Genomic DNA, 13,351 nt, shown 5'->3' with positions numbered 1-13,351 from the left:
AAAAGTACATGGGTTCTGCCAGTCACCGCGCACCAAGTCCGTTGCGCCAGCCAGAGACCATCAGCTCTCCGCAGCGCAGCAAGCGGGCTCTGATCCTGGTCCTGCTGACCATCTTCTTCCCCGGCGGCGCTCAGCTGGTCGCGGGAAATCGCAAGCTTGGACGGATCGCAGTGTCCATCACCATGGCCTGCTGGCTGGCCATTCTTGCGCTGGTTGCCCTGTACTTCATTGATCGTTCGATCATTCTCGGCTGGGCTGCCCACCCGAACTTCCAGCTGTTCCTGATCATCGTGCTCGGCACGCTGGCCCTGGGCTGGCTGATCATGTTCACCAACACCTTGGTGATTATCCGGCCCAAGCTGCTGGCCCCTGGCATGCGTGCCATCGTTACCATTTTCACCCTGGCAGCCGTGGTGGCCACCAGCGGTGTCTTCATCTACGGCGCCTCGCTGCTGAATACCGGACGCGAAACCATTGTGGCCGTATTCGATGAAGGACCCGCCTTCGAGCCAGTCGACGGGCGCTACAACATCGCAGTGTTCGGTGCCGACTCCGGTGCCAACCGCGAAGGCGTCCGCACCGACGTTGCGGCTCTGCTTTCTGTTGATGCCAAAACCGGCAAAAGCCTGCTGATCTCGGTGCCGCGCAACTTCCAGAGCGCACGCTTCGCCCCGGGCTCGCCCATGGAGAAGATCTGGCCCGAAGGCTACAACTGCGGCGACGAATGCATCTTCAACGCCATCTACCGCAATGCCGAAACCGAGCACGCCGATGCGTTCCCCGAGTCCGTGAAGAACGTCGGCGCGCAAGCTGCCATGGACGCGCTGGAAGGCACCACAGGGCTACCTGTCCAGGGCTACGTCATGATCAACATGGCCGGGTTCGAGCAGTTTGTCGACGCATTGGGCGGGGTCACCATCGACTCCGGCGGATGGGTTCCCTACAACGGGAAATACCACGAGAACAGCACCGTGCGCACGCACTGGTTCGCACCGGGCACCCACGAATTCACCGGCAAGCAGGCATTGTGGTTTGCTCGCTCACGCGACTTCACCGATGACTACCACCGCATCAAGCGCCAGCAGTGCTTGCAGCAGGGAATCATCAAGCAGTTCAAGCCGCAAACGATCCTGAGCAATTTCACTTCGATCATGTCCGCCGGTGAACAGCTGGTTGAAACCGACATTCCAGCAGGTCAGCTCGGTTCCTTCGTATCCCTGGCCGAGAAGGTCTCCAAGGAGCCAATGGCCCGCTTGACCCTCGGTGCGCCGGACTTCGAACGCAGCTTCTCCACCTACCCCGACTTCGACAAGCTGCAAGAGCGTATCCAGACGTTGATCGCAAAGCAGAACGAGCCGGAGAAGAAGAAGGAAAAGAAGAAGGACAGTCCTGAAAAGAGCGGGGACACCTCCAAGTCCTCGGCTCCGGAAGAAACAACCCAGGCTTCCGAAGAAGCGCCGGAAACCACTGACGTGAACAATGCTCCGAAGCTGTCGAAAGAGGACAGCCCTGAATTCACCCAGCCAGATGGCAGCCCGATCACCGAAGAGTACTTGGTGCAATTGGAAATGGCCGGCTACCGCACGTTGATTTCAGAGATCGCGGCCAATAACGACGAATGCTCGGTTCCGTAAACGGTTAAGACCCCCCGACCGCCATGCGACCCAACTACCGCTCCTGAAAGGCTATGGTCAAAAGACGTGTTCGAGTTGAAAAACGCGATTAGGGACTACCACTGGGGATCTGCTTCGCAGATTTCCGATCTGCTCGATCTGCCCGCGGAAACCACCCCGCAGGCCGAGATGTGGCTCGGTGCCCATCCCGGGTGCCCGAGCCGGATCTCCGATAGCGGGACAGCGCTCAATGATTTCATCGCCGAGGATCCAGAGCACATACTGGGTTCAGCAGTCGCCCAGCGCTACGGACGTCTGCCCTACCTGTTCAAGGTGCTCTCGGCGACCCAGCCGCTGTCGATCCAGACGCACCCCACGCTGAAGCAGGCCCAAGAGCGTTTCGCCCAGGAAAACGCGGACGGCAAGCCTTTGGATGCTGCTGACCGCAACTACCGCGATGACAACCACAAGCCGGAGATGCTCTTTGCCCTCACCGACTTCGTGGCGCTATCGGGCTTCCGCCAACCAGCGCAGATTGTTGAAGACCTGCAGATCCTGGCCGCGCACCTGCCGGACTCGGCGCATGCCCCGATAGGCCAGCTGCTCGATCTGCTGCAGGGCACCGATCCGCTGGCCCGGACTTTCAAGCATGTGCTGACCGCGGGGGAGGAAATTTCCCAGCTGGTAGCGCAGATCAGCGAAGCAGTGGCAGGCAGCCCCGAATTGCACGGCAATGCCCATTTCGCCGAGCTAGCCTCGATCAACAAGATCTATCCTGGCGATCCGGGGGTCTTGGTCGCCCTGCTGCTGAATCTGATCTTCCTGGAACCTGGCCAGGCCATCAGCCTGGGTGCCGGCAACGTCCACGCCTACCTGCGCGGTTTGGGAATCGAGGTCATGGCCAATTCGGATAATGTGCTGCGTGGAGGTCTGACCAGCAAGCATATCGATGTTCCCGAACTGCTGGACGTCACCATTGCCGCCCCCTCCCCTGCCCCGATCCTGGAGCCGGTGGCCCTTGATACCCATGACCGCTTGTACAAGCCCGACTTCGAAGAGTTCCAGCTGCAGGTACTCGATCCCATAGAGCCGGGCCTTGCCGCTGATCTGCAGCTGCACGGTGCCGCTGTGCTGCTGTGCACCGCCGGTGAGTTCCTGGTAGCCACGCGTGAAGGCGAACGCAGCATCAGCCGCGGGCAGTCGTTGTTCCTCACCGCGGCCGAATTGCCAGCCACCGCCATCTTGCAGGGCACCGTTCCGGGCCAGCTCTTCGCAGCCAGCGCCCAGATCGACTAGCTGCACTGCCCTGAGGCCCTTCGTGGCGCCATCGGGGGCCAAACGCAAAACTGCGAGCCATGGACTTGAATCAAGTCCATGGCTCGCAGTTTTGCAACCAGATGCGGATTAGCGGGTGTAGGCTTCCCACTTATCCTGGTGGTGCTCACCCTCGACGAAGCGGATGGTGCCGGACTTGGCACGCATGACGATCGACTGGGTGTGGATGCGGTTATCCTTGTAGCGGACACCGCGCAGCAGGTCGCCGTCGGTGATGCCGGTCGCTGCGAAGTAGCAGTTATCCGAGGTCACCAAGTCGTTAGTGGTCAGCACGCGGCCCAATTCGTGGCCGGCGTCGATGGCTTTCTGCTTCTCGTCGTCATCAGTTGGCCACAGGCGGCCCTGGATCACGCCGCCCAGCGCCTTGATAGCGCAGGCGGTCACGATGCCTTCAGGGGTGCCGCCGACACCCATCAGCGCGTCAACGCCGGTGCCTTCGCGGGTTGCGGCGATGGCGCCGGCAACGTCACCGTCCATAATCAGCTTGGTGCGGGCACCAGCCGCGCGGATCTCCTCGATCAGGCCAGCGTGGCGTGGGCGGTCCAGGATGGTCACAGTCACCTGGCTGACCTTCTTGCCCTTGGCCTTGGCGATCAGGTGCAGGTTCTGCTTCACTGGCAGGCGGAGGTCAACGAGCTCGGCTGCCTCTGGCCCGGTGACCAGCTTCTCCATGTAGAACACGGCGGAGGGGTCGAACATCGAACCGCGGTCGGCTACGGCCAACACGGACAGGGCGTTGTTCAGGCCCAGTGCGGTCAGACGGGTTCCGTCAATCGGGTCGACTGCGACGTCGCATTCGGCGCCGGTGCCGCTGCCAACCTGTTCTCCGTTGAACAGCATTGGAGCTTCGTCTTTTTCACCTTCGCCAATCACGACAACGCCGTTGAAGTTCACGGTGGACAGCAAGCCGCGCATGGCGTCGACTGCGGCACCGTCTGCGGCATTCTTGTCACCGAATCCGACCCACGGCGAGGAAGCGATGGCTGCCGCTTCGGTTGCACGCACCAGCTCCAGTGCTAGGTTGCGGTCCGGCTCCGCGTCGGAAACCGACAGTCGCGGAGAAAGGTGGGCATAATTGTTCTTTTCGGTCACGAAAGATCCCATCACTGAGTCGTAGTCATTGCGCCTATGCAAACAAGGACATTCTATCCTCTAGAGTTTTCGCTTTACAGTTCGTGTCGGGAGTGCCTGCTCATAGTTCGACGTGCGTTTGGGCACTCTGGTTCGAATTCCACAGAATCTTCGGGGAGAATGGAAGGCGTGCAACCTGAGAAGAACACCGAGAACAGCGTCCCGGCTACCGGCAACACGGCCAACGGTACCCAGACGCCTGCTGCGTCCCCTCGAAGCCTCGACGATCCGAATGCCACCTTCGAGGATCTGCCGTACAAGCCGCAGCTCACCGAGAAGCAGGCCAAGCGCGCGAACCAGACCTTCAAGGGCATGGTGCTGTCCATCGGCTTCACGGTTGCCATACTCATTCCAGTGCTCATGCTCAACCCGCCGCCCAAGGACGACGCGTTTGAAAGCGACGTCAACCTGCAGGCCACCGCGGAACAGACGGAACAGATTTCTGGCTTTGAGATCTTCGCCCCGGAACTGGGCGACAAGGCATATGCGAACTTCGCTCGCTGGCAGGCTAACACTGCACAGGGAGTGCCCTATTGGGAATGCGGCCTCGTCTTCGAAGACAAGAACTTCGTGTGGGTTCGCCAAGCTGCTGACGCCAACCCGACCTGGATAGCCCTGATCACCGATGCGGCGACACCAACCGAAACTCGCACCATCGGCGGAGCGCAGTGGGAAGTGCGCACCAAGGACCAGAGCACGTACCTGATCTCCGAGTTCAAGGACTCCACCGTCGTACTTTCCAGTGACACCTCGGCCGAACAGCTGAACAGTGTTGCCGAACAGGTCGCTAGCGAGCTGGATTAAGTCACGTTCACGGGAAAAGCCAGTCATATATTCGATATTCGAACAGCATCCCGTAGAATCTGAGTCATGCTCTCTGAATCAACACAACTGACCCTGACGCCTAAAGAGGCTTGGGAAAAGCTCAGCGCCGGCAATTTCCGTTTCGTCAACGAAGATACCCAGCACCCCAACCAGGACAGTGCTCGACGGCAGAAGTTGATCTCCGGCCAGGAACCTTTCGCTGTCATCTTCGGCTGCTCTGATTCCCGCCTTGCGGCAGAGATCATTTTCGATGTGGGTTTGGGCGACATGTTCGTGGTGCGTACCGCAGGCCACGTCCTGGATCCGGCAAGCCTCGGTTCATTGGAATTCGCCGTTGACGCCCTGAACGTGCCGTTGATCGTCATCCTCGGGCATAACTCCTGCGGTGCGATTACCAGCGCCATCCAGGCCAAGGAAACTGGCAACATGCCCAAGGGCTTCGTTCGCGACCTGGTCGAGCACATCACCCCTTCAGTCCATGCCGCCGAACGCAAGGGCATCACCGACGTGAACGGCACCGTTGTCGAGCACGTCAAGCAGACCACCGACCGCCTCGTCGACCTGTCCAGCATCATCGCGCTGGCCATCGAAGAGGGCCGCACCGCGGTCGCCGGCGTTGCCTACCACCTGCACGATGGCCGTGCCCAGCTGGTCTCCAGCCTGGGCCTCGACTAGAAGCTCCAAGCTTCAGGAAAAGCCTTGTAAAACGGCTTTTATTCCCAATTCGGTGAAGCGTCACTGTTGGTTGTGATGTTTACGTCAGAGACCTGTCATTCGATGACGGTTCGGGCGTACTCTGGGCTCATGACTAACAGTGACGATTTCCGTATCGAACATGACACCATGGGCGAAGTCCGAGTTCCGGCTCAGGCCCTGTACCGCGCGCAAACCCAGCGTGCCGTCGATAATTTCCCGATCTCGGGCAAGACCTTGGAATCCTCGCATATCAAGGCCCTGGCCCAGGTCAAGAAGGCCGCCGCACGAGCCAACCTGGCGCTCGGCGTTCTCGACGAAGAACGCGCTGAGGCCATTGTGGCCGCAGCCGATCAGGTCGCTACCGGGCAATACGACGAGCACTTCCCCATCGACGTATTCCAGACCGGTTCCGGAACCAGCTCGAATATGAACACCAACGAAGTTCTCGCCGAATTGGCCACCCGTGCCTTGAAGGCCCGGGACAGCGGCACCGAGGTCCACCCGAACGACCACGTGAACGCCTCGCAATCTTCCAACGACGTCTTCCCGACGTCCGTGCATGTTGCCGCCACCGGAGCTCTGCTCAATGACCTGGTCCCGGCCCTCGGAACCTTGGCTTCCTCGCTGGAGGCGAAGTCCGCCGAGTTCAAGGATGTGGTCAAATCCGGCCGCACCCACCTGATGGATGCCACCCCAGTCACCCTTGGCCAGGAATTTGGCGGCTACGCAGCACAGGTACGCTACGGCATTGAACGCATCGAAGCGGCCCTGCCACGCGTTGCCGAAGTTCCCCTGGGCGGCACCGCGGTAGGCACCGGCATCAACACCCCAGACGGCTTCCCGCAGCAGGTCATCGAGTTCCTGCGCGAAGACACCGGCCTGCCCATCACCGAGGCGCGCAACCATTTCGAAGCACAGGCCAACCGCGACGGACTGGTCGAGGCCTCCGCAGCTTTGCGCACCATCGCTATCTCGTTGATAAAGATCGCCAATGACCTACGGTGGATGGGCTCCGGCCCCAACACCGGCTTGGGAGAAATTGCGATCCCTGATCTGCAGCCAGGATCCTCCATCATGCCCGGCAAGGTCAACCCGGTCATTTCGGAGGCAACCATCCAGGTAGCAGCCCAGGTCATCGGCAACGACACCGCCATCGCTTGGGCCGGAACCAACGGCGCCTTCGAGCTGAACGTGGGCATCCCGGTCATGGCCTCCAACCTGCTCGAATCCATTCGCCTGCTGTCCAGCACCTCAACGGTGATGGCCGAAAAGATGATCGACGGCATCAAGGCCAATGTGGAACGCGCGCGCTTCCTGGCCGAGGCTTCCCCATCGATTGTCACCCCGCTGAATAAGCTGATCGGCTATGAAAACGCAGCCAAGATCGCCAAGAAGGCTGTCGCCGAGGGGTTGACCGTACGCGAAGCAACCATCGCTTTGGGCTTCGTTGAACGCGGTGAAGTCACTGAGGAACAGCTCGACCAGCTTCTGGATGTTTCCACCATGGTGGGCAAGCACTAATCCCCTGGCGCTCCCCCCTGCTGCTACCGCGGCTCGATGCTCGGCATCGGGTCGCGGTAGCGTACTTTAACCCGGAAAAACAGACTCCTACTTACCGGTAACATCCGCTAGCCTCCACTTCTGACCCGCACCACATCTCGCACTTTTAAACGTCTTGGCCTCTGGATTTCCGGCACGCTCGTAGTCCTCTTGGCCGCATTCTTCGCTTTTGCTCCCGGCATCGTGGAAAACACCCGCAATAAGATCGAGGCCGCGGATCTGCCAGCGGTCGGCGACGACGCCTCGGAACTGCATTCGCGCTTGCAGATTGCCGACATGCATGCCGACACCCTGATGTGGGACCGTTCGCTGCTCAAGCGCTCGGACCGCGGCCATGTCGACCTGCCGCGCATGGAAGAAGGCAATGTCGCCCTGCAGGTCTTCTCATCGGTTTCCAAGTCGCCCGTCGGACAGAATTACGACTCCACCAGCGCCGAATCGGATAACATCACGCTGCTGGGCATTGTCCAGCTGCAACCGCCTCAGACCTGGTTCTCGCTCCTGGAGCGTTCGCGCTACCAGGCCAAGAAACTGCGCGACGACGCCGCCGACTCTCAAGGCACCCTGCGCACCATCACCACCACCGCCGAGCTCGACCAGCTGTTCAAGGACCGCAAGAGCGGCCAGCAGGTCACCGGAGGCCTCTTCTCGGTAGAGGGCCTGCATAATCTTGAGGGCGACGTCAGGAACGTTGATGTCCTGTTCAACGATGGCATGCGCATGGCCGGGTTCACGCACTTCTTCGACAACTCGGTGGCCGGCTCCAAACACGGGGTCGAGAAATCAGGGCTCACCGACCTTGGCCGTGCTGCACTCAAGCGCATGGAAGAGCTGGGGGTCATCGTCGACCTGGCGCATTCCAGCGACGCGGCTTTCAATGAAGTCCTCTCCCTGGCTACTGAACCCGTGGTATTCAGCCACGGCGGTGTCCAAGCCACCTGCGATGTGAACCGGAACCTCACTGACGATCAGATCCAGGCCATAGCCGGACCGGCGGCGTTATCGGAATTGGCTACTGGGACGCTGCGGTCTGCACCCTGGATGTGGATTCGGTGGTGGACGCGATGGAGCACGTCATCAAGGTCGCAGGAATCGAACACGTCGGTTTGGGCAGCGACTTCGACGGAGCAACTACCGTCGCATGGGATGCCAGCCAGATTGCTGTCATCACCCAGGAACTGATGAATCGCGGCTATTCGGATACGGAAATCGCGGCCATCATGGGCGGAAATACGTTGCGCGTATTCCGCGAGGTGCTTCCAGCGAACTAGCTCAGTTCAATCCAATAGCGTCGCAGGTCCTCGGTGGAGCCGAAGCGGGGCCCGATTTCGGCGACCGAAACGACGCGTTCGAGGACTCCGCCGCAAGCTTCGATGGTTCGCGCCGAAGCAGTATTGGAGTCGTTGCAGGTAAGCAGGACCCGCGGCAGGCCAAGGCTGCGGGCTTGTTCGAGGGATCCGGCGAGCGCGGTTCTGGCCAGGCGATTGCCACGGGCGCTCGGGCGTATGCCGTAGCCGATGTGCCCGCCGACTTCGCGAAGGAAATCATTGCCCAGCTCGTGACGCAAGCTGACCGCGCCCAAGTACTCATCGTCGTGCGCTAGCCACAGGGTGCTTTGCGCAACGAAGCCTTCCGGTGGCGTGAAGTGCGGCTTTTCCAGATCCTTGAGCAGCTGGACCCACTGCGCGAAGTCTTCTGCATTGCGCAGATCCCAACCGTATTTGGCAGCGTAGAAGACCGAGGCCCCGTCCTGCTCCGCCCCCGCCCATTCGGTTGTGCTCCGCATGAAGGAAGCATGCAGTGCGGCAGAAGGTTCAATCAGTCCAATCCCGGTCATGGAGCAAGTCTAAGCTCATGCCGGTGGCATTCACGCATGCCACCGCGGAGTTGAAGGCAGGAAGCGTCAACTGGCGAAATAGCCACCGGGCCGAGGGTCCATCGCCCATTGCAGCGCCCGTTCGTGCAGCGGCGGGAGTTCTGGCCGGTCAGCCAGTTCGAAGTACCCCACTTCCAAATTCTCGTCATCGTTGACCTTCGCGGTGCCGGAAAGGTGCCGAGCCTTGAAAACTACATCCAGGTACTGCGCGTGATCCCCATTGGGATACACCGTGGGAGCTGTCACCCCGACCCCCAACAGGTCCGTGATTTCGCATTCAACGCCGGTTTCTTCCAGCACTTCGCGGTGTGCTGTATGCGAAGGCTCTTCGCCTGGATCAATAATTCCTGCTGGCAGGGTCCATTTGCCATTGTCGGCACGTCGCACCAACAGCACCCGGCTGTCGTGGAGGACAACTATTTTCACCCCGGAGAGCCATAGCAGTTCATGACCGATGCGTTCTCGAAGATGGGTTACGAATTCTGGAGTTGCCATGATTTCATCGTGCCATAAGCAGCACTGCTAAAGACCCAATGAGCATGAAGGGGCCGAAAGGGACCGCTGATTTCAGCGTCAATTTCCGCACGGCCACGCCCCCGATAACCCAGCCGGTGGCCAGCAGGAAGGCAAGCAAGGTCGCGAAGAACAAGCTGGGCAAGGAATAGTATCCGAGATTCATGCCCAGCACGCCGGCCAGCTTCACATCGCCCATGCCCATTGCCCCAGCGGAAATCAGCGCGAGGAGCAGATAGCCTCCGCCAAGCAGCAGCAACCCCAAAAGGCTCATCAGCAGCCCATGCCCATCAGAACGGAAGATCCCCAGCAGCGCGATCACCACGATGCTGGCCGCCAACCAGTAAGCCAGTAGCCGGTTGGGCAAACGATGCGTCGCCATGTCTTCCTTGGACAGGAGGAACCCGAAACCAAGAAAGCAGGCTAGCTGGAGGAGAACCAGTGCTGCGGCGGTCGGGCTTTCCTGTGCCACGTTCCAAATTTCTGACATGCATAGAGCATAGGCACCTCATTGGATCTTCGGCAGAGGGGTCTTCCTCTTGTGAATAATTCAGCCGCTTCTACAATTGGAGTATGGACGTTCCAGCAGTTCCAGTTCTTTTCCCCGGGCACTCCGCCCCTGAGTCGGCGGCCCGTCGTCGTTTCCGTGCCTTGGCCCGGTCCGCCCCATGGCTGAGCACCTCCTTGCAGTTCCAGGTCCAGGTCCCGGAGCATTACGCCCAACCGGGCGAAGGCCTGGAAGGCCAGCTGACCGCCATCCTCCGCCAGCGAGAAGCCATAGCCGTGCGCTCGGCCGAGGGGCAACTGGTGTACCAAAAGGAGAAGTTCACCGCAGATCGGAGCCGAGGCTACGTCGCAGCCACCAATTCCTCATGGAAGCTGCCGGCCTCGCTGACCTCCCCGGTTTATACCTCAGACCACCTGATCTTGCGCCGTCCACAAATTTCTGGCTTCAATGGGTTGCTGCCCTTGGAGCATTGGGAACCAATGCTCGATCCGGTGGAACTTGCCGGCACCGAGCCTGCCGCCCATGATCTCGCTTTCGACCACCCCACCTACATTCACGAGCTCGCAGAGATCACCCATGGCAACCGGCCTGCTCTAGCCGCCGTTCTCACTGCGGGACACAACTACCAGCCCGCACTGGCCAACTGTCCTCTCGTTCCCGCCGGGACACGAACCCTCGTGGTACTGGATCTGGCAACAGGCGTCTGCCTGAGCCGCCGGGTGCTCTCCGCCCAGGCCGGGATGCCTGTGGCCCCGGAGCTGTCGCTTCAGGTCCTGGCCCAGAACGAGTACTACATCGATTCCTTGTTCACCGCCCCAGCTCCCACGCTTACCGACGTGCGGGCGCCGATTCCGTGGGAGCTGCGCAGCGAGCGCCAATCCTAGGACAAGGTGGGCGAATCAAGCAGGTTGGTGACTAGCGCGGCGATAGCAGAGCGCTCGGAACGGGTCAGGGTCACATGCCCGAAGAGGGCATGTCCCTTGAGCTGTTCCACGACCGCGGCGACACCGTCGTAGCGGCCTACATGCAAGTTATCGCGCTGTGCCACGTCATGGGTGAGCACCACCTTGGAATTCTGCCCGATGCGCGATAGCACCGTGAGCAGAACATTGCGTTCCAGCGACTGGGCTTCATCAACAATGACGAAGGAATCATGCAGCGAACGCCCGCGGATGTGGGTCAGCGGCAGGACTTCAAGCATCCCGCGTTCGACCACTTCATCAATGGCATTCTTCGACACGATCGAGCCGAGGGTATCGAAGACCGCTTGGGCCCAAGGTCCCATCTTTTCGCCCTCGGAGCCCGGCAGGTAGCCTAGTTCCTGGCCGCCAACGGCATAGAGCGGACGGAACACGGTGATCTTGCGGTGTTCCCTGCGTTCAAGCACTGCTTCCATTCCGGCGCACAGGGCCAACGCCGATTTACCGGTTCCGGCGTTGCCGCCCAGGGAGACGATGCCCACGGATGGATCCATCAGCAGGTCCAAGGCGATGCGCTGCTCTGCACTGCGTCCATGCAATCCGAAGGCCTGCTGGTCGCCGCGCACCAGCTTCAAGGTGTTCGCATCAACCTTGCGGCCCAGGGCGCTTCCGCGCGGGGATGTGATGACGAACCCGGTGTTGATCGGTTCATCGGCGACCGCAGGGTGGTTCAGAAGCTGTTCATGTTCGTAGAGCTTGGCCATGGTCTCTTCGCCCAGTTCCAGCTGCTGTATGCCGGTCCACCCGGTCGAGGCGATCAGCTCATTGCGGTACACCTCGGCATGGATGCCCATGGCAGAGGCCTTGATGCGCATCGGCAGGTCCTTGGTGACCAGCGCAACGTCGAGGCCAGCATCCAGCAGGTGCTTGGCGACAGCCAGGATGCGTGAATCGTTATCGCCTGAGCGCATGCCCACCGGCAGGACTTCCGGGGCGATGTTGTTCAGTTCAATGCGCAGCGTTCCACCAGTTTTGGACACGGGCACCGCTTGGGCTAATCCCCCATGGCTGGCAATCAGCTCGTCCAGCACACGCAAGGCATGGCGTGCGAAGAAGCCCAGATCAGGATCCTTGCGCTTATGTTCCAGCTCGGTGACGACAGTCAGCGGGATCACGACATGGTGCTCATCGAAGTGGAACATGGCTTTCGGGTCAGAAAGCAAAACCGAAGTATCAATGACGTAGGTTCGTACACCCTGTTCGGCTGTTCGTGTCATGGCAGCGCACCCATTCTCGAATCCGGCGTGGGGACTCTCCCCACGCGTAAGTGGGGAATCCCGACACCGGATGTCCAAGGCGATTCCGGCAATTGCTCCGGCTGGCGCTGCATTTGGTCATCTAGTGAGGAACCCTTCGATCAGCTGGGTCTTGTTGCCCCGGCCTTATGATCACCATAGACCTTGAAGCGCTACCGGGGGACTACGTTCAGGTAACGATTAGCTGAACAGCTGAGCCGGGTGCACGATTCGGGGCTCAGGTGCCGAAGCGGCGCTGGCGATCAGCAAAGTCGCGCAACGCACGCAGGAAATCCACGCGGCGGAAATCCGGCCACAATGCCTCGCAGAAGTAGAACTCCGAGTAGGCGCTTTGCCAGGTCAAGAAGCCGGAGAGACGCTGTTCCCCGCTGGTGCGGATCACCAAATCCGGGTCTGGCTGGCCCTTGGTGTACAGTGCCGATTCGATGTCTTCAGTGGACAGTCCGGCGGCAAGTTCCTCGACCGTGCGTCCATCCTCGGCGGCCTTGCAAAGCAGTGACTTGAAAGCATCAAGGATTTCACGGCGTCCGCCGTAGCCGATGGCCACATTCACATGAACGCCGGTGCGGTTGGCGGTAACGGTTTCCAGCGCGGCAAGCTTCTGCCCCAGGTCTTCAGGCAGCAGGTCCTTGGCTCCCACCTGCTGGACCTTGACCCGGTTGGTCTCTCCCAGACGGTCCAGGGTCGTGCCGATAACTTCCAAGAGGTCGCGCAACTCGCTGGCTTCTCGATTGAGGTTGTCGGTGGAGAGCATGTACAAGGTAACCATCTGGATGTCCAGGTCCTCGCACCAATCGAGGAACTCCAGGATCTTGTCCGCACCGGCCTGGTGGCCTGCCATGGTCGGGGTGCCGGCCAGCTTGGCCCACCGGCGGTTGCCATCGACCATCACGCCAATATGGTGCGGAAGCTTGTCGGCAGGGAGGGACTTCGCCAAGCGCCGTTCGTAGTAACGGTACGCAAGGTTCGGAAGCTGCACCTTGTCCCTGCCTTTCGATAGATTCCAAAAACTCTAGGTTCTAAATCTACCGCTATTTATCGCCCAGCATGGGTATCTG

The 13,351-nt window shown here is 60.4% G+C and carries 12 protein-coding genes and 1 pseudogene; 7 read left to right on the top strand and 6 right to left on the bottom strand.

Annotated elements, in window-relative coordinates:
- Positions 1-8 precede the first annotated feature (8 nt).
- Both ACIP6G_RS11360 and manA read left to right on the top strand, forming a co-directional pair.
- Positions 9-1,634, top strand: coding sequence for an LCP family protein (locus tag ACIP6G_RS11360; protein WP_400290136.1), 1,626 nt, complete (start codon positions 9-11; stop codon positions 1,632-1,634).
- Positions 1,635-1,700: 66 nt separating this feature from the next.
- Positions 1,701-2,909: a mannose-6-phosphate isomerase, class I gene (manA, locus tag ACIP6G_RS11355; protein ID WP_400290134.1), complete on the top strand. Its 1,209-nt coding sequence runs from the start codon at positions 1,701-1,703 to the stop codon at positions 2,907-2,909.
- Between the two features lie 108 nt (positions 2,910-3,017).
- Here the strand turns inward: manA and glpX are convergent, their stop codons facing one another.
- Positions 3,018-4,052, bottom strand: coding sequence for a class II fructose-bisphosphatase (gene glpX, locus ACIP6G_RS11350; RefSeq protein ID WP_105657461.1), 1,035 nt, complete (start codon positions 4,050-4,052; stop codon positions 3,018-3,020).
- Positions 4,053-4,208: 156 nt separating this feature from the next.
- Between glpX and ACIP6G_RS11345 the strand changes: the two genes are divergently transcribed.
- The 4 genes and pseudogenes from ACIP6G_RS11345 to ACIP6G_RS11330 all read left to right on the top strand — a co-directional run bounded on the left by ACIP6G_RS11345 (position 4,209) and on the right by ACIP6G_RS11330 (position 8,431).
- The gene (locus ACIP6G_RS11345; RefSeq protein WP_181148839.1) at positions 4,209-4,883 is read left to right on the top strand and encodes a DUF4245 domain-containing protein; all 675 of its coding nucleotides are present in this window, start codon (positions 4,209-4,211) and stop codon (positions 4,881-4,883) included.
- 66 nt (positions 4,884-4,949) lie between these two features.
- A complete protein-coding gene (locus ACIP6G_RS11340; protein ID WP_400290132.1) occupies positions 4,950-5,579 on the top strand; it encodes a carbonic anhydrase in 630 nt (209 codons plus the stop codon).
- A gap of 129 nt (positions 5,580-5,708) precedes the next feature.
- A complete protein-coding gene (locus ACIP6G_RS11335; protein WP_105657458.1) occupies positions 5,709-7,121 on the top strand; it encodes a class II fumarate hydratase in 1,413 nt (470 codons plus the stop codon).
- A 315-nt stretch (positions 7,122-7,436) separates the two neighbouring features.
- A pseudogene (locus tag ACIP6G_RS11330) lies at positions 7,437-8,431 on the top strand (dipeptidase).
- Here ACIP6G_RS11330 and ACIP6G_RS11325 read toward each other — a convergent pair.
- The 3 genes from ACIP6G_RS11325 to ACIP6G_RS11315 form a co-directional block, all read right to left on the bottom strand.
- The gene (locus ACIP6G_RS11325) at positions 8,428-8,997 is read right to left on the bottom strand and encodes a GNAT family N-acetyltransferase (RefSeq protein ID WP_400290130.1); all 570 of its coding nucleotides are present in this window, start codon (positions 8,995-8,997) and stop codon (positions 8,428-8,430) included. The pseudogene ACIP6G_RS11330 and the gene ACIP6G_RS11325 overlap by 4 nt on opposite strands.
- Before the next feature lie 66 nt (positions 8,998-9,063).
- On the bottom strand, positions 9,064-9,531 hold the full coding sequence (locus ACIP6G_RS11320; RefSeq protein ID WP_400290128.1) for an NUDIX hydrolase: 468 nt from the start codon (positions 9,529-9,531) through the stop codon (positions 9,064-9,066).
- Positions 9,532-9,535: 4 nt separating this feature from the next.
- The gene (locus tag ACIP6G_RS11315) at positions 9,536-10,039 is read right to left on the bottom strand and encodes a prepilin peptidase (protein WP_400290126.1); all 504 of its coding nucleotides are present in this window, start codon (positions 10,037-10,039) and stop codon (positions 9,536-9,538) included.
- A gap of 83 nt (positions 10,040-10,122) precedes the next feature.
- Here ACIP6G_RS11315 and ACIP6G_RS11310 point away from each other — a divergent pair, with 83 nt between their 5' ends.
- The gene (locus tag ACIP6G_RS11310) at positions 10,123-10,941 is read left to right on the top strand and encodes a hypothetical protein (RefSeq protein WP_400290124.1); all 819 of its coding nucleotides are present in this window, start codon (positions 10,123-10,125) and stop codon (positions 10,939-10,941) included.
- Here the strand turns inward: ACIP6G_RS11310 and ACIP6G_RS11305 are convergent.
- Entirely contained in the window at positions 10,938-12,254 is a 1,317-nt protein-coding gene (locus ACIP6G_RS11305) for a PhoH family protein (protein ID WP_105657452.1), read from the bottom strand. The two genes, ACIP6G_RS11310 and ACIP6G_RS11305, sit on opposite strands and share 4 nt — an antisense overlap.
- Before the next feature lie 256 nt (positions 12,255-12,510).
- Positions 12,511-13,272 carry an isoprenyl transferase gene (locus ACIP6G_RS11300; RefSeq protein ID WP_400290122.1) on the bottom strand — a complete coding sequence of 254 codons (762 nt, stop codon included), beginning with the start codon at positions 13,270-13,272 and terminating at the stop codon, positions 12,511-12,513.
- Positions 13,273-13,351: the final 79 nt, after the last annotated feature.

Source organism: Glutamicibacter sp. NPDC088483 (genome assembly GCF_044753145.1).
Lineage (GTDB): Bacteria > Actinomycetota > Actinomycetes > Actinomycetales > Micrococcaceae > Glutamicibacter.
This window is presented reverse-complemented; position numbering and strand designations above follow the sequence as displayed.

Bases quoted from the DNA above. Each gene is read 5' to 3' on its own strand.
- ACIP6G_RS11315 (WP_400290126.1), bottom strand. From the start codon at position 10,039: ATGTCAGAAATTTGGAACGTGGCACAGGAAAGCCCGACCGCCGCAGCA.
- ACIP6G_RS11335 (WP_105657458.1), top strand. From the start codon at position 5,709: ATGACTAACAGTGACGATTTCCGTATCGAACATGACACCATGGGCGAA.
- glpX (WP_105657461.1), bottom strand. From the start codon at position 4,052: ATGGGATCTTTCGTGACCGAAAAGAACAATTATGCCCACCTTTCTCCG.
- ACIP6G_RS11325 (WP_400290130.1), bottom strand. From the start codon at position 8,997: ATGACCGGGATTGGACTGATTGAACCTTCTGCCGCACTGCATGCTTCC.
- ACIP6G_RS11320 (WP_400290128.1), bottom strand. From the start codon at position 9,531: ATGGCAACTCCAGAATTCGTAACCCATCTTCGAGAACGCATCGGTCAT.
- ACIP6G_RS11340 (WP_400290132.1), top strand. From the start codon at position 4,950: ATGCTCTCTGAATCAACACAACTGACCCTGACGCCTAAAGAGGCTTGG.
- ACIP6G_RS11360 (WP_400290136.1), top strand. From the start codon at position 9: ATGGGTTCTGCCAGTCACCGCGCACCAAGTCCGTTGCGCCAGCCAGAG.
- ACIP6G_RS11310 (WP_400290124.1), top strand. From the start codon at position 10,123: ATGGACGTTCCAGCAGTTCCAGTTCTTTTCCCCGGGCACTCCGCCCCT.
- ACIP6G_RS11305 (WP_105657452.1), bottom strand. From the start codon at position 12,254: ATGACACGAACAGCCGAACAGGGTGTACGAACCTACGTCATTGATACT.